The 17,485-nt window shown below is 57.7% G+C and carries 12 protein-coding genes; 4 read left to right on the top strand and 8 right to left on the bottom strand.

Annotated features, from left to right (window positions below; genetic code table 11):
• Positions 1 to 335: 335 nt before the first annotated feature.
• From ACI2I1_RS02995 to ACI2I1_RS02985, 3 genes are all read right to left on the bottom strand, one after another.
• Entirely contained in the window at positions 336 to 3,446 is a 3,111-nt protein-coding gene (locus ACI2I1_RS02995) for a TonB-dependent receptor domain-containing protein (protein WP_404677846.1), read from the bottom strand.
• 339 nt (positions 3,447 to 3,785) lie between these two features.
• Positions 3,786 to 4,772 carry a hypothetical protein gene (locus ACI2I1_RS02990; RefSeq protein ID WP_404677845.1) on the bottom strand — a complete coding sequence of 329 codons (987 nt, stop codon included), beginning with the start codon at positions 4,770 to 4,772 and terminating at the stop codon, positions 3,786 to 3,788.
• A 64-nt stretch (positions 4,773 to 4,836) separates the two neighbouring features.
• On the bottom strand, positions 4,837 to 5,370 hold the full coding sequence (locus tag ACI2I1_RS02985; RefSeq protein ID WP_404677844.1) for a hypothetical protein: 534 nt from the start codon (positions 5,368 to 5,370) through the stop codon (positions 4,837 to 4,839).
• A gap of 220 nt (positions 5,371 to 5,590) precedes the next feature.
• Between ACI2I1_RS02985 and ACI2I1_RS02980 the strand changes: the two genes are divergently transcribed.
• Positions 5,591 to 8,572 carry a TonB-dependent receptor domain-containing protein gene (locus tag ACI2I1_RS02980; RefSeq protein WP_404677843.1) on the top strand — a complete coding sequence of 994 codons (2,982 nt, stop codon included), beginning with the start codon at positions 5,591 to 5,593 and terminating at the stop codon, positions 8,570 to 8,572.
• 115 nt (positions 8,573 to 8,687) lie between these two features.
• On the opposite strand, the gene ACI2I1_RS02975 is transcribed toward ACI2I1_RS02980, so the two are convergent.
• Genes ACI2I1_RS02975 through ACI2I1_RS02965 form a run of 3 tightly spaced genes read right to left on the bottom strand, consistent with a single transcriptional unit; the run spans position 8,688 to position 12,005 of the window.
• A complete protein-coding gene (locus ACI2I1_RS02975) occupies positions 8,688 to 9,587 on the bottom strand; it encodes a methyltransferase domain-containing protein (protein WP_404677842.1) in 900 nt (299 codons plus the stop codon).
• Complete coding sequence (locus tag ACI2I1_RS02970; RefSeq protein WP_404677841.1) at positions 9,580 to 11,283, bottom strand: tetratricopeptide repeat protein; 1,704 nt, start codon at positions 11,281 to 11,283, stop codon at positions 9,580 to 9,582. The genes ACI2I1_RS02975 and ACI2I1_RS02970 overlap by 8 nt, the downstream gene beginning before the upstream one ends.
• Positions 11,265 to 12,005: a 2OG-Fe(II) oxygenase gene (locus ACI2I1_RS02965; protein ID WP_404677840.1), complete on the bottom strand. Its 741-nt coding sequence runs from the start codon at positions 12,003 to 12,005 to the stop codon at positions 11,265 to 11,267. The genes ACI2I1_RS02970 and ACI2I1_RS02965 overlap by 19 nt, the downstream gene beginning before the upstream one ends.
• Before the next feature lie 133 nt (positions 12,006 to 12,138).
• Between ACI2I1_RS02965 and ACI2I1_RS02960 the strand changes: the two genes are divergently transcribed.
• Both ACI2I1_RS02960 and ACI2I1_RS02955 read left to right on the top strand, forming a co-directional pair.
• Positions 12,139 to 13,311, top strand: a complete 1,173-nt coding sequence (locus ACI2I1_RS02960) for an acetyl-CoA C-acetyltransferase (RefSeq protein ID WP_404677839.1) — start codon at positions 12,139 to 12,141, stop codon at positions 13,309 to 13,311.
• A 155-nt stretch (positions 13,312 to 13,466) separates the two neighbouring features.
• Positions 13,467 to 14,252 carry an SDR family NAD(P)-dependent oxidoreductase gene (locus ACI2I1_RS02955; protein WP_404677838.1) on the top strand — a complete coding sequence of 262 codons (786 nt, stop codon included), beginning with the start codon at positions 13,467 to 13,469 and terminating at the stop codon, positions 14,250 to 14,252.
• Positions 14,253 to 14,328: 76 nt separating this feature from the next.
• On the opposite strand, the gene ACI2I1_RS02950 is transcribed toward ACI2I1_RS02955, so the two are convergent.
• Together ACI2I1_RS02950 and ACI2I1_RS02945 are read right to left on the bottom strand one after the other, a co-directional pair.
• Positions 14,329 to 14,928 carry an SDR family oxidoreductase gene (locus ACI2I1_RS02950; protein ID WP_404677837.1) on the bottom strand — a complete coding sequence of 200 codons (600 nt, stop codon included), beginning with the start codon at positions 14,926 to 14,928 and terminating at the stop codon, positions 14,329 to 14,331.
• A 28-nt stretch (positions 14,929 to 14,956) separates the two neighbouring features.
• A complete protein-coding gene (locus tag ACI2I1_RS02945; RefSeq protein WP_404677836.1) occupies positions 14,957 to 16,336 on the bottom strand; it encodes an NAD-dependent succinate-semialdehyde dehydrogenase in 1,380 nt (459 codons plus the stop codon).
• Positions 16,337 to 16,605: 269 nt separating this feature from the next.
• On the opposite strand from ACI2I1_RS02945, the gene ACI2I1_RS02940 reads away from it, so the two are divergent.
• Entirely contained in the window at positions 16,606 to 17,481 is an 876-nt protein-coding gene (locus ACI2I1_RS02940; protein WP_404677835.1) for a crotonase/enoyl-CoA hydratase family protein, read from the top strand.
• Positions 17,482 to 17,485: the final 4 nt, after the last annotated feature.

Raw genomic sequence — 17,485 nt, 5'->3', positions numbered from 1 at the left:
CTCTCATAGCGCTTAAGAGGTCTCAGATTCGGAAGAGAGGTCTTTGCTCCGTACCGACGCTTCCGCAAAGACAATTTCACCAAATGTCTTAAAATTGTCAAAAATGTTGCAATTTGGTAACGGGGCGGGCGTTAGAGCATGGTAATAAAGAAGTTACCTTGCTAGCTGGCTCGTTGCTATTGCCTGCAGGCTCGTCCGCTACTTTAGTAGGGATAATGCAAAGGCCGGTGGGCGGTTTGGGCCGTTCAGCATCACGGGGCTCGCTTCGATCGCTGCCCCCACAAAAAAGGGCCCCGGAAATTCGGGGCCCTTCCAGTCGCTCGGAGTTAAGCGAATTAGAAGCGCTTGCTCACACTGATCGCATAGCGGCGACCGATGTCGTCGCTTTCCGACCCAGGATAGATGTATCCGAAATATTCCTGACCGATACGATCAAACAGGTTGGTGACCGCGAAGTTGAAACGGAAATCGCTTTCCGTATCGAAATACACGTTCATGTTGACCGTCACGTAGTCGTCCAGCTGATCGAGTTCACGCGTGTCGTTCGGGCTGCCGCCACGATCGAAGCGCGAGAATAGCTGCTCGCCAGTGTAGTTGACGTAGGTTCCTACACCGAAGTTGTCGCCGGCAAACACCAGGCGGGCCTGGCCGGAGAATTCCGGATCGCCGAGAGTACCGTCCGAACGCTGCGGAGCCACCCCGGTGATGTCGTTGATACGACGCTTCACATAGAGCAGGTCGCCGCCGGTACGCAGGGTCAACGGAATGCCGATCCCATTGAGCGAGGTACGATAATCGAGCGCACCAGTGATACCTTCGAACAGGATCCGCTGACCATTGACGAAGCCGGTCCTTACAGCCGGATTCGTGGGCAGGTTGGGGATCTGGCCATCAGCGCCGAAGCCAAGAGCTTCGCAGAAGCTGTTGCCGTTGATCGGATCTGCTGCGTTGAAGTTCTCGTTGTCAAAGCAACCCGAGGCGAGCTCTGTCGCGCTCAAGCTGGCAATGGGGCCTTCAAGCTCGATGTCGATGTAGTCAGCGGTGATGGTTAGACCATTCACGAAACGTGGACGAACGATGACACCGAAAGTGAAGCTGTCAGCCTTCTCGTTTTCGAGGTTCGGATTACCTCCCGACAAACCGGCGACCGATGCCTGCGCCGCAAGCAAGTTGTAGGTGGCCGGATCGTTATTGGTTGCAGCCAAGAACGCGAGGCAGTTGCGCGTGCGCGTTTCCGGGACCGGGCCGGCGTCGATTGCCTGCGCAGTACAACGATCAGGCGGACGAACGAAGGTCGGGCTCTGAGGCAGGAACAGCTCGGTGATTGCGGGAGCACGGAATGACCGTGTGAAGTTCCCGCGGAACTGAATGTCCTCGATCGGCGCGATGCGGCCGCCAACTGCGAAAGACGTGAAACCGCCGTTCACTGTGTTGTCGACGTAACGAACACGTCCGAAGACTTCTGCACTGTTGAGGAACGGAATGTCGTTCTCTGGCGATGCCAGCGGAACGAGAACTTCGCCGAACACTTCGTCGACGTTGTACTTACCCGAAGTAGGGGTAACCGCCGCGCCGCGACCTTCACCGAACTGCGTGAAGCTTGAAGGCGTGAAGGAAGCTTCTTCCTCGCGGTGCTCGTAGCCTACGTTGAAGCCGATCGGACCTGCCCACAGGTCGAACAGATCGCCGCCGAAGTTGGCGTTGAACACCTTTTGCGTGATGTTGGCGACATCGTTGATGTCTTCACGGATGTAGTTCAGCGCTTCCTGGCTGGCTACACCAACGCCGAGAAGGTTGAGCGGAACACAGGCAGGATCGGCGATTGGCTGAACTGGCTGATCGGGAGCGGCCGGAACTGGCGGCGTGGTCGTGCAGACCGGGCCGTTGGGACCGGCGACATAACTTACCGCATTGATGAATCGCTGCTGGTTGATCTCCTGACCGAAGTTTTCAATTTCGTTCGTGCCGTAATTGAAGCTGACTTCGTAGTTCCAGCGATTGTCGAACAGCCCGCCGAATTCGCCACGCAGGCCGACTACGCCGCGCTTGAGCTCGCTCTCGGTTACAGTGCCGTTGTCGAAGAGATCTTCGTTCGAACGCGAAACGTTGAAAGTCGTCAGTCCGAGGCCAGTGAGAGTGGCGCGAGCCTGATCCGTCAGGAACGGGTTCGTCGCGACATCGTAGGTGAGACCGCCCGACACGCCCGGATCGAACACAAAGGTGTTGAATGAAGGATTGTTCCCTTCTTCGATCGCGCGACTGTTGTAGTACAGGCCTTCTGCAAACGCTTCCACGCCCGGCACGATCTCGTAGCTGAGAAAGGCGTTGGTGGTAAAACGCTCAAGCGTCGAGGTGACACTGAACTGATCGGCAGTGTTGTAGGCCGTCGGGCTCAGGCCCGTTCCGAAAAATCCGGTGAGGTTCGTGCCCGGAAAGATGTTGTCGATAAGCGTTCCGTCGGGAGCGAATGCAAGCCCGAAGCCCGCGTCTGTGATCACACCGCCGGTGGACAGATAAGGCGACAGAACATTCGGAAATACGACACGTGCCGGGACGCCATCGTCGGGGCCGGTGTTGCAGCCGATGTTCGGATTGACGCGGCCGTCATCCGCAGGCTGCGTGGTTCCTGGAGCGCAGCGGTTGTTCAGGAAGCCGAGGTTGTCACGGATGTGCTCGCGATCCGAACCGCGAACGCCGTTGGCCTTGTCATAGGCCACCGACAGGGTGACGTTACCGCGATTGTCGGCAAAGTTGGAGCCGAACAGGCCGGAGACGTTGTAATTAAACGCGTCGCCGCGATCCGAAATTCCCGAGGTTCCGGTCATTTCGAAACCTTCGTAATCATCCTTGAGGATGATGTTCACGGTTCCCGCAATCGCATCCGAACCGTAGATCGGCGCGCCGCCGACGAACACGTTGTCGATCCGCTCGATGAGGTTCGTCGGAATGATGTTGAGGTCGACCTGAACGCCTGGTGCGCCGGACGAGAACAACGAAGGAAGGTTGGACGATACGACGCGGCGACCATTGACGAGGCTCAGCGTGCGGTTCGAACCCAGACCAAATGTATTCACGAAGTTGACGCCGGCGCCGTAACCGGCCTGATCGCCACGCTGGCTGACGCTGCCACGGAACTGCGGGAGTTCGTTCAGAGCATCGGCTGCGTTGGTGATGTTGCGATCATCGTAATACTGGGCGCTGATCGAGCTGGTGGGCTCGGTGCCCACGATCTCGGGGCGACGGATACGCGAACCGGTGACGACGATGGCGCCTTGCGTGTTCGAAGTTGCATCGGGGGCAACCGCGTCGCTGGCATTGACCTGTTCAGGAGCCGCTTCCTCGCTCTTATCCTGTGCGAGGGCGGGACTGGAAAGCGCCACAGCAGCCAGTCCGACACCGGCATATAGCGCCGCCCGACTGCTGAAATTTGCAAAGTTCAATTTCATGAATTGTATCCCCAACCTATTGATTAGGCAGGCCATGCATCGGGACTCAGGAAGATAATTGCCTGGAACCGCTCTCTCCAGCACGGCTTGCTTCGAGGAGACCTGCGGGATACCGCCCGATTGCGCAATGTGAAGATATTAGATATGCTGCATATTTAAATTAGTGTTGCACGGTTGCCACATTAGAAATTTGGCACATATTGCTAGTTGGAGCTGACCATGGGCCGTGCCGCCTCCGTTTGCGAGCTATCCTAATTGTCCGTTGATTGCGATGGGAACAGCTTCAGTTTGCTTTTCGGAAGCCGCCGAGATCGAACTTTTGCTCAGTCTTTTGAAGCTTTAAGCCAAACTCTGCTGGACAGGAGCTCTAATACCCATCTGTCTCGCGATGATCTCTAACCAGTGTTGAACTTGGGAAATCTCATTTTCCGTTGATTCTCCTGGCGTATCTATTCGGATCTCGCCATCCCCTTTTGAGTACTCTGAAAACAATGGGGCGTTCTCAAGTGTTTCTGGAGAGAAAGAGGATGAGTCGATGAGGCAAAAATTCAAAATTCTCTGCACAGTTTCGGCATGATTTCTGTCAAAAAATTCAGCATCCAACGTGCGCACACGGTCGTGATAGGGGCCTGAGGCGAGGTTGGTGAAATAGTTCTGATAAAGAAACCACGCTAATCCGGCAGCTTGAAGGTCAGACATTGCGAAGTTTTCGGTTGGGGACATGCCAAGGTCGAGCCCCGCATATTGCTGCACTTCAAGATATAATTTGCGTCCCCAGCGATGGCCCATCAATCCGCGTTTACGAACGCTATTCAGGAAAGGTTTGAGCGCACAGGTCATGAATATCGCTCGGCTGTCAGGCGACGCTTCCATAATCTCAGGTATCAGCCTGTTGGCGTGATTAGTCGGCTTTACAAAGATGGCAGAAACACCGGTCCGCTGTCGTGCGAGCAAGCGCAGCACGATACTAAGAATTGGGCGGAATTCAGCAGGTGCATTGACCAGGGAAGCGATGATGCCTGGCTCGCTCATCCCCACCGCAATGCCGTCCATATTCAATGCACGGCTGAGCAGGGTTGAGCGACAAAATGCTGTATGAAAAACGAAATGGATCGGCAGAGTTTCAACTCGAATGTCCCGTAGCCGGGAAATAGGAATCTCTTGCTTGTCAGCCGAATCTTCTGGCTGAAACTCGAAGAGAAATCCTGGTGCACGAAATTGCTCGTGCGGGAATTTCTGAAATTGGGCCGTGCCATTCGACCAGTCGATACTATGGGGAAGCCAACCTGGGTCTCCCTCGATGATTATAACGGGGTCGGTGGTCATCTACACAAAAGCTCAATGTTCATCGCTCTGGCGGCGCCGTTATATCTCGCGTGCTTCAAAATATTCAGCGAATTCGACGCGCCTTCACACCCAGTTGTCCATCAACGCGCAGCCAGTAAGAGGTCAGAGCAGCCTTCTCCAATTCGACTTCGGCCCCCACTTTGGGCTTGAACCGCCGCGGAGTATTGGTGGCTTGCCAGACGCTGCCTTCCTCAATTTCGATTTCCCAGTGATCGCCGCGTAACTGGCGAATTGCTGTAATATGCGAATTAAGAACCTGCTCTTCAGCGTCATCTCCGGGTCCGAACACACCCAGCTTGGGTATGCTGAAGCCGAAAAGCCCACGGCGCGTTTCAGCGATGTCCTCCTTGTCCACTACTGTGATTTCCCCGCGGTCCTGCAGATCAACTAAGGTTTGCACAGATTGATCGAAACAGGCGAGGCGTGCAGAATCATCCTCCATCATACTGCAAATTTTCAGCGCCTGTAATTGATCTGTTTCGCTTTGCTCCCTTGCCTGGGAAGCAGGAGCGTAGCTGAGCGACAGCGCGGCAACTCCCGCCATCCAGGCCGTAGGAATGGTCACCGAATTGCCCATGGTCATCCTTTCGATCAATCTTTGTCCGCTATGGCAGCAGTATAGTGCCACGAGTCAACTGTGACCGTTAAGACACATTGCGAAAGCTACATATTTGCGAAGCGTTTCCGCAATTGCGAAATCATAATGTCGTAGAGTACGTCGAGCATGTTCAGATTGTTGTCTGGATCCATCTTTCTAATGGGGCGGCGTTGCGTCGCCCCCCTCAGAGGGGATAGAAATGTCTTACAAGTTTTCGAAAGCTGCGTTGCTGACAGGCACGATGATGGCTGGTGCCATGATTGCATCGCCTGCCCTGGCGCAGGTTGATGAGCAGGTCAATGAACCGGCGACCGAGCCGGCCGCTGCGGCTCCCGCTCCCATTGTTGTGACCGGGTCGCGCATCGCGCGCCGCAACGTGGAAACTGCTGCTCCTGTTGCAGTCGTTCAAGATGAGGAGTTCGAACTTTCGGGCACCGTGAACGTCGAGAACGTGATCAACACTCTGCCCCAGGTAGTTCCTGGTACGACGTCGTTCTCGAACAATCCTGGCGATGGTGCTGCCACTCTGAACCTTCGTGGATTGGGCGCCACTCGGACGCTCGTCTTGGTAAATGGTCGTCGCTGGCTGTCTTACGACACTTCGCAGATCGTCGACCTGAACACCATCCCTTCCTTCCTGCTTGACAGTGTAGACGTGGTCACCGGCGGTGCTTCGGCCGTTTATGGTTCGGATGCTCTGGCTGGTGTCGTGAACTTCCAGTTAAAAGATGTGGAAGGCATCGAACTCGGCGGCCAATACGCGCTTACTGAGCGCGGCGATGGTGCGCGCTATGAAATTCACGGAGCTATTGGCACTAGCTTTGCCGATGGACGAGGCAGCGCAACAGTCTACGCGGAATATTTCAATCGCTCGCCAATTTTCCAAGGTGATCGTGGTTTCTCAAGATTCGCGCTTGGCGGCGAAACATTTGATGCGCCTTTGCAGCAGTTCGGTTCGTCTACCACACCCAACGGAACCATAACGTACGCCGGCGGCGCAAGCGGGCTTGGTCCGCGTTATCGCCGGGATAACCCGAACACACCTGCGGTCGAACCGACTGACAATGGCATCGGCGATTTCAATCAGCCGACCAATGCTGTATTTTTCGACACACCAGGCTCGTTCCGCCCCGGCACTGGGTCCTACAACTACGCCCCGGCGAACTATTTGCAAATCCCGCAGGAACGTTACCTTGCCGGTGGCTATGCCGATTACGATTTCGATGGCGGACACACGGCTTATACGGAAGTTACGTTCGTAAACAATCGTGTGGCGACCGAACTTGCAGCTACTCCGGTTACAGGTCCCTTCAATCTTGACCTTGATACTGTAGGCCAGTTTCTTGACGCTGCATCTCTTGCAGACTTGACGGCAATCGACGCAGCAGAAACCGAACGGAATCTTGCTGCTGGCGTCGCCGACGATCCAGGCGTTGTTCGTGCAAACATCAACCGTCGCGTGATCGAAACCGGCTCGCGTAACTCACTCGACGAGCGTAACGCATTTCGCGTTCTGGGCGGCCTGCGTGGTCCCATTAACGAATATCTGACTTACGACGCTTACTACATGTATTCGCGTACTCGTAATGCCAATATTCAAGCAGGTAACATTTCACGGTCCGCTTTTCAGCGTGCTCTCGATGGAACCGATCCAGCGATCAATATCTTTGGTTTGGGAACTCTTACTGAAGCTCAGGTCGATCAGATTTCGATCCTCGCACAGAATGGCGACGTGTCGAGCCAGCAGGTGGCTAGTGGTGTCGTATCGGGCACCTTCGGCGACTTCGCTATTGGCGAGAATTCCGATCCGGTTGCATTTGCGCTGGGTGCTGAATATCGGAAGGTAGGATCGGAATTTATTCCGGATACCGCTCTCTCGTCGGGCGACGTCATCGGCTTTAATGCTGGTGAGGCAACCGAAGGATCTTATGACGTCAAAGAAGTGTTCGGCGAACTTAACATCCCCATTGAATTCGGTTCGGCACGTCTCGAATTCTCCGGCGCTGGTCGTTATTCCGACTACTCGCTTGATGCCGTTGGTGGGGTGTGGAGCTATGCTGGAGGCGTGGAATTCGCTCCCATTCCAGATGTAACTCTTCGTGCTCAGTATCAAAAAGCAGTTCGTGCACCTAACGTGGACGAGCTGTTTGCCGGTCAAGCGATTGGTTATCCAGGCGCAACCGATCCATGTTCGGTCGCGGCTAATGCAACCAACCCGGCAGTCGTCGCCTTCTGTGAAGCCACCGGTGTGCCAGCGGGCGCCGTGGGTGGCGGAACGAATATCCAGCCAAATACGCAGATTCCTGCATTGTTTGGCGGAAATCCGGATCTTCAGGAAGAAACCTCAACCAGTTGGACGGCTGGCGTCGTTCTGCAGCCAAGTTTCTTCCCAGGCTTTACGCTGACCGCGGACTATTTCGATATTGAGATCGAAGATGCGATCACGACCGTAAACTTGCAGCAGACATTCAGTCTCTGCGTCGGTGCCAATGATCTTTCAGCTCCGATCTGCGCCGCGTTCGCTCCTGAAAATCGCAATGGTCTTGGTCAGATTGAGGTCACGAGCCCACCGCTCCTCCTTCCGCGCAACGTGTCGAATTTCCGTGTCAAGGGTGTCGATCTGCAAGCGACATATAGCACGGTTCTTCCGTTCTCGTTGCTTACCGATACAGGAGAGCAGGACTTCAATCTCTCGTTCCTTGGTACTTGGACCAAAGAATCTTCCACGATTGCTGCTGCTGGTGCAGACAAACTTGATTGTGCAGGCGAATTCGGCGCAAGTTGCGGCGAACCGACCCCGTCATTCAAGTGGAGCAGCCGTGCGTCCTTCATTGATGGTCCGGTAACCACGTCGCTTCGCTGGCGTCACCTTTCGGCTGTCGATGACGACGACGATTCGGTAGATTACGCAGCTTTCAATGGTGTAGAGCGTCGGGATGCGTATGATCTGTTCGATCTTACTTTTTCGTTCATGGCGTCTGAGCAAACGACCTTTACAATTGGTGTGAACAACATCTTTGACGAGTTGCCGCAGACCCCGACTTTCGATGCTGACGGCATCGTAACCTCGGACAATGACGGTACTTTGCTTGGCGACAATCAGCTGGAAGCAAACTCTTACAGTGGTACTTACGATCCGCTGGGTCGTGACTTCTTTGCATCGATCAACTTCAAGTTCTAATCGATACGTCGAAGAAAAAATTGGGGCGGCAGACTTCGCGGTCTGCCGCCTTTTTTCATGGTCGATACGAACTTCGACGGAGCAGGTAGAATAGCGGTAGTTGCTCAGTTCAGGTTCAAAACGTGATCAGGTCCGCGAACGGGTTTTCGCCGGGTAAGTTGATCGCGATGGTGGCAATCGGCTCTCGATGGTGTTTGCGAAATCCGGCAAGCAGGATTTTCCGGTCATCCGCCGCAGCGCAAGCGTCTTCAAGCGAATCGATGCGGCTTATCTCACCTAACAATTCCCTCTTTATCGAGCCCAGTGCGTCCATCAGAATTTCCCGCTTATTCGTCGGACCAAGCACCAAAGTCCGCCGGGCGGCTTCGCATACTTCCCACGCGACTGACCTTTGGCCGAAGCGCTCTTCTCCCTGACGTGCGAGTTTTTCCGCAAGATTGATCGCCTCGGGTGCCGAGCAGTTGTCTGCTGGTAGGAGCGCATGAACGCGCGCGAACAGTTCGTTTTCATCGTTGACCCACCTTAGCTGCTCGCGGCGGTGCCGGTTTTGCGCGAGAATGGGACCATCGCCGCGATGAACCATCAGGGCAATGCGGCCGCCCGGTTTCAGGACACGGACAATTTCGGCAGCGGCCGCTTGTGTATCGCCATATTCGAAACCAAACTGGCTAATCGCGACATCGAAGTTACCGTCATCGAACGGCAAATCGTCCATCGATACTCCGCCGACCAGCCGGACGTTCTCAGACAAGGTCGGCAAGCGCTCAGCGATATCGATACCTGTGATTCGCAGATCGGGGCGTACCGTGTGCAACATCGCGGGCACTTTGCCCGCTCCCGTTGCGATGTCGATTACAGTGGATTTAGGCGTAAGGCGCTTTGCAAACGTACTCCAGGCCTCGAACTGCGCCCTGGTTAGCGGGTTCCATTGGTTTGAGACCACACTTGGTGCAGCAGATGCCTGCTCGTTCCTCCAGAATGTCTTCCAAACTTCTTCTGTCTGAGCTCTATTCATAGGTCCGAACTATACGGGGTGCCACATCAAACGCTACCGTCATGCGTATACCTCCGGTAAAGCACGTCGTGCCGTGGTAAAGCGTGCTCGGAAACAAAGCCAGATAGCCCAGCCTTGGCTGCAGGACGCACAAGGGTTCGAGGTCGAGCATAAGATCTGTCGGCGGGCGGCCAAGTTCCAACTTTCCGCCGGCATCATCAGCGACACTCTCAGGGATGATCATATATAGAGCAGATGAGATGACGCCCTGCGGATGAATGTGGGCCGCATGGTGATCACCACCCTTCAGGCGAACCGACCAGGAGCCAAGCAAAGACCACCGATCTTTCTTGTGCGCAAGGAGAGGGTGTGCCGGATCATGATCCGGCAAGCCGCTGCGGTAAATCTCGAGCGCCTGCTCCACCGCCGACTTCAGCAGCTCAAGCTCCAGCTCCTGGCGCTGGAAAAGTATGTGGCGGGTTTGCGTTCCTCCGCGCAAAGATTGACCAACAGGAAAGCTCGATCCGTCGTGCAGGGCGAGAAGCGTGGGAATGACGGACGAGAAGACATTTTCCGCATCGGGAAGCGGCAGCATCCGGATAAGACCGGCTTGCTCGTGAAGCCAGACAGCGCGTTCATCGCCGGTCAGCCGCCACAGAATGCCACGCAGAGCATAGGCTGTGTGTGCGGTGGTCTTGTCCGCTGCAGCGATGTCCAGCAAACGCTCCGCTTCTTCTAAGTCTCCTCGCCTCAGCCGATGCCTTCCCAGCTCGAGCGAAAGGTCGGGACTGTCCCAGTCGATCCGATCGAACAATTCGTCGGCCAGATCGAGTTTGCCGGCCATTCCCGCACTGGACGCGCAGGCAAGTTCGAAGATCCGCTCCCCCGCAAATCGGCTCTTGGCGTCTTCGGCGATCGCGTATGCGCTCTCATGCTTTTCCCGCCGGGTCAGATGGCGGATGTGCGCCGCCGGTATGGCAGCGAGGCTGGGCATCCGCCGGGCAGCTTCAGAGTAATGTGCGTCGATCTCGCTTTCGCCTGTGGCAGACAGGAGCTGCGCATAAAGGTCGAGCGCGTCGATCCATTGCGGTGCCTTGTCGACGAGCTGGGCGGCCAAGGCCCTAGCTTCCTCGGCCCTTCCGGCAGCGTCGAGTGCCTGAGCCCGTCCAAGCCAGAGATCGGCTTCGCTTGGAAGAATGGAAAGCGCACGATCGAACTGCGGAAGCGCGTTTTCTTCACCTCGGACCAATGCGACCCGCGCTCTTCCATGAAGCGCCCGCGGGTGGTCGGATTTCAAGAGCAGGCAGCGATCATAACTCGACGCTGCTTCTTCCATGTTGCCGGCCTGGCGAGCTGCATTGGCGCGGCTCGACCAGTAACGCGGCTGGTCCTGCATTGGTGCTTCGAGGCCGAGAGCAAGCTCCAGCGCGGCGGCCGGTCGCCCGGCCGCGGTCAGGGCTATGACAAGGTCGAGCTTCAGATCGTCACTGTCGGGAGCCAGGGCGATAGCCTGACGGTAGAGATCGACCGCTTGGTCATTGTTTTGGCGGGAAAGGGCCAAGGAGGCCGCCTTGCCTAGTAGGGAAAGGTCCTTTGGATATTTGCTGAGGCCGGCTTGAAGGATCGCGCTCGCTCTGGCGTTGTCGCCACGCCCGGCAGCATCCTGGGCGGCAGTGATGACATCTTGCGGGCTGCTGATCACCGGTCGCGGAGCCATCCTGTTATCGCCACGCGTCCTATCGGTGCGAAAGGAGCCACGTAGCTGACTAGGTGGCTCTGGGGCACCGCGAAGAGATTGAGCGAATTGAACCGCGGGCGAAATCCCTCGACGATATCCCCGTCTTCATCGAGGAAAATGAGATACCCGCCCCAGTCGGGATGCCAGTCATCGCGCGACAGATTGAGGACGTAGGCAACTCGCCAGCCTTCGGCGACATGGCTGTCGATATGGCGGCCGAGGTACTGGTTAGGCGCGAACAAGGTCGCCTGGCCATCGGCCTTGTGAAGCTCTGCAATCCCGGTGATATCTCTGGCCAGTCCGAGAAATTCCGGCGTATTAAGATATTCGAGCAGCAATTCGTGGACGCCGTCCGGCTCCCACTTCTCCTGCACTGCAGCGACGAAAGGATAATGGGCAAACCGAAAGGCATAATGACCCCGGGCCGATGCCTGATGCGCCGCATTGGCCGCCGCATTCACGGCGCTTGTCCCTTGTTCGGCCCTGACCTCGTCATAGCGCCAGGATTGCGGCTTGATGCCCGCCCCGTCGCCCGCCTGAACGGCCATACCCCACTTCGTACCGGAGAGCAGGATCTGCTGGATCTCGCGGGCGGTCTGCTCGGTGAGAACATCGCGGACCTGCACCCGCGTCTGCTTCGCGAACCGGCGGGCGAGTGCCGGGCGATCCAGCTCGGGATTGAGTTCGAACAGCTTTCGCATTGTCAGCGGTTCTAGAGAGCAAGATTGTACGAAACAAGTGGGGTGAGACTGCAAGATCGAGCATTGAAAGTTGACGTAAACGGAAGGGTCACATAACAAAGTCTCAAATAGAAACGTATCTTGGGAGAGATCAATGCCTGAAGCCTATATCGTCGAAGCAGTGCGGACCGCCGGCGGGCGCCGGGGCGGGCGGCTTGCCGGGGTGCATCCGGTCGATCTCGCGGCAAAGTCGCTCGATGCGGTGATGCAGCGCTCGGGGCTGGAGGCGCGTGCGGTCGATGATGTCATCATGGGCTGCGTCAGCCAGGGCGGCGAACAGGCGATGCAGGTGGGGCGCAATGCCGTTCTCGCGGCGAAGCATCTGGGCGAGGGCGTGCCCGCCGTCACGATCGACCGGCAGTGCGGTTCTTCCCAGCAGGCCATCCAGTTCGCCGCGCAGGCGGTCATGAGCGGTACACAGGATGTGGTAATCGCCAGCGGCGTGGAAAGCATGAGCCGCGTGCCCATGGGATCGACTGCCATGCTCCACATGAAAGAGGGGCTGGGGCACTACAAATCGCCCGGCCTGGAAGAGAAATATCCCGGTATCCAGTGGTCCCAGTTCACGGGCGCGGAAATGATCGTGAAGAAGCACGGCTTCACCAAGGATGACCTCGATCGCTTCGCCCTGGAAAGTCATCGCAAGGCTGCCGAGGCGACCAAGTCCGGTGCGTTCGAGGACGAAATCGTGCCGGTCGAAATCGAGACCCCCGAAGGCAGCGAGATGCATACGGTCGATGAAGGCATCCGGTTCGATGCCACGCTAGACGGCATCGCCGGTGTGAAGCTTCTGAGCCCCGACGGCACCATCACCGCCGCGTCGAGCAGTCAGATCTGCGACGGGTCCAGCGCGGTGCTGGTGGTGAGCGAGAAAGCGCTGAAGGAATACGGCCTCACTCCCATCGCGCGTATCCATAATCTGACGGTGACGGCAGGCGATCCAGTGATCATGCTGGAAGAACCGCTGTTCGCGACCGACCGCGCGCTGGAGCGGGCGGGCATGAAAATTTCGGACATCGATCTTTACGAAGTGAACGAAGCCTTCGCGCCCGTTCCCTTGGCATGGATCAAGCATACGGGAGCGGATCCGGACAAGCTCAATGTCAACGGCGGAGCGATCGCGCTGGGCCATCCGCTCGGCGCATCGGGCACCAAGCTGATGGCAACGCTTGTCCATTCGCTGAAAGCACGCGGCAAGAAATACGGATTGCAGACGATGTGCGAAGGCGGCGGAGTCGCCAATGTCACTATCGTCGAGGCGCTATAGCGGCAGGAGATTGGCACGCGCCTGTCCTCGCAATCGGGGCCGGAGATCAATTTTGTCTGGCGCGCAGTTTCAAAAGAAGTACGGCTTCTGGCCTATCGGTCCGCCAGCGCGACCGGCAGCCCGGGCCGAGCGATTTTCAGATTGAGGAGAGAGCAATGGAAGTAAGCAGCAACACCCCCGCCATCGTCACCGGCGGCGCATCGGGGCTGGGCGCAGCCACCGCGCGCGCCATCTCAGCCAAGGGCGCCAAGGTCGCCATCTTCGACATGAACGAAGAGAAGGGCAACGCCATGGCCGAAGAGCTGGGCGGGGTCTTCTGCAAGGTCAATGTGACCAGCGAGGAAGAAGTGGATGCCGGTTTCGCCAAGGCACGCGAAGCGCACGGACAGGAACGCATCCTGGTCAATTGCGCCGGTATTGGTAATGCCATTAAGACAGCGAGCCGCGACAAGCAGACGGGTGACATCAAGCATTTCCCGATCAGCGCCTTCGAATTCGTGGTCCAGGTCAACCTCATCGGCACGTTCCGCTGCATCGCCAAATCCGCCGCCGGCATGATGAGCCTCGATCCGATCACCGAGGACGGCAATCGCGGCGCCATCGTCAACACGGCCTCGGTTGCAGCCGAAGACGGCCAGATCGGTCAGGCGGCCTATTCGGCATCCAAGGGCGGGGTAGTCGGCATGACTCTGCCGATCGCGCGCGATCTCATGAACGAAGGCATCCGCGTCAACACGATCCTGCCCGGAATCTTCCAGACCCCGCTGCTGATGGGCCTGCCAGAAAAGGCGATCGAAGCACTGAATGCCAGCGTGCCGTTCCCCAAGCGTCTCGGCAATCCGGAAGAATATGCCAAGCTTGCCATGACCATGATCGAATGCGGCTATTTCAACGGTGAAGACGTCCGTCTCGACGGTGCCATCCGTATGGCGCCGCGCTAAGCCACCCCGACCGAATGAAAAAGCGCCGCCCGTTCAATTGCGAACGGGCGGCGCTTTTGGTTTTGAGCGTGCTTGCTCAGTAATTGGTTTCCATGAGCTTGATTGCTCCGGTCCATTCGTCCTGCTCCGCCGCATCGGCCAGGAGAACGGCGACATCGCCCCGGGCAGCGTTGCCCTTCGGATCGACATCGTCGCCGAGCCGAACCGACCCGGTCGGGCCATCGTCCGTGAGTGAGACCGGCCGCAAGATGGCATATTCAAGGCTGCTCTTTTTCAGATGCTCGTCTGCAGCGTGCTTGGCTTCGAGATAATGCGCCAGCTCGCTATCCGGATCGGGATCATCGGCACCCACAGAGCTCAGCATCACGAAGCGGCGGACATCGCTTTTCTCCGCAATGTCGATCAATTTGATCGCGCCGTCACGATCGACCTTGTCGGTCATCTCGGCGCTGGTGTCGCCGCCCGACCCGGCGGCAAAGATCACGACTTCGCATCCATCGGTTACGTCGTCCTGCAGGTCGGTTAGGTCGCCCTGGCGCTGTTTGGCCTTGCCGGGCAGCTTGCTAGTATCGGATGACTGGCGAACCAGCGCAACCGGTTCATGGCCGCGATCTGCGAGTTCGTTGACTAGGCGGGCGCCTGTGTTGCCGGTTGCTCCGGCTACGAGGATTTTCATAGGTTTTCTCCAGCGAGATTAATTGGGATCAGGGAAGGAAGATGGCCTTGGTGTTGACGAATTCCTTCATGCCGAACCCGCCATGTTCGCGGCCATATCCGCTGTCCTTGACGCCTCCGAATGGCATGTTCGGATCGGCAGCGCCGAAGGAATTGACGCGGACCATACCGGTGTCGAAGTGGTCGCGGGCAAGCCGGATCGCTTTGTCCTGATCCTTGGTGAAGATGCCGCCGCCAAGGCCATAACGGCTGTCGTTGGCGATGCGCATCGCGTCTTCATCATCCTTGGCGCGAATGATCGATGCCACCGGTCCGAACAATTCATCGTCATAGGCCGGGGTGCCTTTCTTGCAGTCGGCCAGCACCGTGGCGGGGTAATACCAGCCCTTCGGATCCTCTTCCCGATCGCCGCCGCAAAGCAGTGTGCAGCCGCCGTCGAGGCTCTTCTGCACCTGCTCGACCAGGGTATCGAACTGCTCCTTGCTCGAAACCGGGCCAAGCTGCGTATCCTCGTCGGTTGGTGCGCCGAGCTTGGTGCTCTTCATCCGCTCGACGAAGGCTTCGACGAATTCGTCATAGACGGCATCCGTCACAACGAAGCGCTTCGCCGATACGCAGGTTTCGCCGTTGTTATAGAGGCGTCCGGTGACGCATGTCTTCACTGCCAGATCGATATCGGCATCTTCCAGGACAAGGTAGGCGTCGTTGGAGCCAAGCTCCAGCACCGTCTTTTTGAGCGCTTCGGCTGCCTTGCTGCCAATGTGGCGGCCGGCACCGTCGCTGCCGGTCATGGTGACGGCGCGGATCTTGTCATGTTCGATGATCTCGTCCGAAGTGTCGTGATCGACCAGAACAACGTCGAACAAGCCCTTCGGCAGGCCTGCTTCCAGACAGAGATCGCGGAGCAGAAGACCGCTTCCGGTGCAGATGCTGGCGTGTTTGAGAATGCACGCATTCCCGGCCATCGCGTTGGCGGCCAGAACGCGGACGGGCTGATACAGGGGGAAATTCCACGGCTGGATCGAATAGATGACGCCGATGGGAGAATAGGTCACTATGCCGCGCTTCTTGCCGCCCGAATGTTCACGCTCCTCGTCGGCCAGTTCCTCGGGCCCGCGATCAGCGGAATATTCGAAGATCCTTGCGCAGATTTCGACTTCAGTCTTGCCGTCCTTCAGCAGTTTGCCGGTTTCCTTGGTCATCAACTCGCTGATACGGTCGCTGTTGTCGCGCAATGTTTTGGCGATCTTGCTCAGGATCTCTCCGCGCTCTTCATGGCTGCGGGTGCGCCATTCGAGGAAGGCTTCGTGCGCAGCCTCGATCTTGGCGAAGGCTTCATCCTTCGACATGAGGTCGTAGGTTTCGATGTCTTCGCGCGTCGCGGGATTGTTGGTCGTAATCTGTGCCATTGGCCACCTTGCTTGAATTGAGAAACAGTTCGTCTTTGCAACGGGTGTGGGGGCGAAGGCGTTCCACCGGCGGGCACGCGTGGTGGCAGCGGGCGCTCGGACTGCCGTGTTTCCTACTTGGATCGGGCGCGCTATGCGGCCCTCATCGGATCGCGCCGTATTTGTTGGTTTTTTGTCTCGATGGAGCCTCCGAGCACCGGGCTTTGCATTTGCTCCTGGACCGTGCTCCATGTGCTCCATCCTGTAGGATTGCCGGAGGGGAAATCCAAATGAACGACCTGACTGAGATCAAGCTCGAGATCGCCGATGGAATCGCCATCGTAACGCTCGATAGACCCGAAAAGATGAACGCCTTCACCAGCGTGATGAAGCAGGAATTCATCGATGTGCTGGATATCACCGATGCCGATGACAGCGTGCGCGCGCTGGTCGTGACCGGTTCTGGCGAGCGGGCGTTCTGCGCTGGCGCAGATCTCACCCCGGACGGGGAAAAGGGCAATGTCTTCGCGCGCCACGCCCCGGTGGAGGATCTCTCGGACGAACGCGTGCGCGACGGGGGCGGGCAGCTCGTGCTGCGGCTCTTCAACTCCAAGAAGCCGGTCATCGGCGCCTGCAATGGTGTTGCGGTCGGGGTGGGGGCGACCATGCAGCTGCCTTTCGACATGCGGCTCTGCAGCGATAATGCACGGTTCGGTTTCGTGTTCGCACGGCGCGGGATTACGCCCGAAGCCTGCTCCAGCTGGTTCCTGCCGCGGCTGGTCGGCATGCAGACTTCCCTAGAGTGGTGCATGACCGGGCGCATCTTCGGGGCTGAGGAGGCTCTCGAGAAAGGCCTGGTGCGCTCGGTGCATCCGCAGCACGAGCTGAAGGATGCTGCCATGTCGCTGGCGCGCGAGATCGCCGACAATACCTCCGCCGTCTCCGTTGCCATGACCCGCGCTATGCTCTGGCGGCTTTCGGCGCTCGAGCATCCGATGCTGGCACACCGGATCGACAGCCGCTCGATCTACCGGCTGGGCAAGAGCGAGGACAGCAAGGAAGGAGTCCGCAGTTTCCTCGAGAAGCGACCGCCCGTCTATCCCGACACGGTCAGCGCAGACATGCCCGACTTCTATCCGTGGTGGGACGAACTGGGCTATGAATAGGGGG

Source organism: Qipengyuania sp. NPDC077563, assembly GCF_044901345.1.
Classification (GTDB): Bacteria; Pseudomonadota; Alphaproteobacteria; order Sphingomonadales; family Sphingomonadaceae; genus Qipengyuania; species Qipengyuania aestuarii.
Note: the sequence above shows the minus strand (reverse complement) of the source record. Positions and strands in the feature narration are given on the sequence as shown.

Excerpts from the sequence above, each read along its gene's own strand:
- ACI2I1_RS02995 (WP_404677846.1), bottom strand. The coding sequence starts at position 3,446 with ATGAAATTGAACTTTGCAAATTTCAGCAGTCGGGCGGCGCTATATGCC.
- ACI2I1_RS02990 (WP_404677845.1), bottom strand. The coding sequence starts at position 4,772 with ATGACCACCGACCCCGTTATAATCATCGAGGGAGACCCAGGTTGGCTT.
- ACI2I1_RS02985 (WP_404677844.1), bottom strand. The coding sequence starts at position 5,370 with ATGGGCAATTCGGTGACCATTCCTACGGCCTGGATGGCGGGAGTTGCC.
- ACI2I1_RS02980 (WP_404677843.1), top strand. The coding sequence starts at position 5,591 with ATGTCTTACAAGTTTTCGAAAGCTGCGTTGCTGACAGGCACGATGATG.
- ACI2I1_RS02975 (WP_404677842.1), bottom strand. The coding sequence starts at position 9,587 with ATGAATAGAGCTCAGACAGAAGAAGTTTGGAAGACATTCTGGAGGAAC.
- ACI2I1_RS02970 (WP_404677841.1), bottom strand. The coding sequence starts at position 11,283 with ATGGCTCCGCGACCGGTGATCAGCAGCCCGCAAGATGTCATCACTGCC.
- ACI2I1_RS02965 (WP_404677840.1), bottom strand. The coding sequence starts at position 12,005 with ATGCGAAAGCTGTTCGAACTCAATCCCGAGCTGGATCGCCCGGCACTC.
- ACI2I1_RS02960 (WP_404677839.1), top strand. The coding sequence starts at position 12,139 with ATGCCTGAAGCCTATATCGTCGAAGCAGTGCGGACCGCCGGCGGGCGC.
- ACI2I1_RS02955 (WP_404677838.1), top strand. The coding sequence starts at position 13,467 with ATGGAAGTAAGCAGCAACACCCCCGCCATCGTCACCGGCGGCGCATCG.
- ACI2I1_RS02950 (WP_404677837.1), bottom strand. The coding sequence starts at position 14,928 with ATGAAAATCCTCGTAGCCGGAGCAACCGGCAACACAGGCGCCCGCCTA.
- ACI2I1_RS02945 (WP_404677836.1), bottom strand. The coding sequence starts at position 16,336 with ATGGCACAGATTACGACCAACAATCCCGCGACGCGCGAAGACATCGAA.
- ACI2I1_RS02940 (WP_404677835.1), top strand. The coding sequence starts at position 16,606 with ATGAACGACCTGACTGAGATCAAGCTCGAGATCGCCGATGGAATCGCC.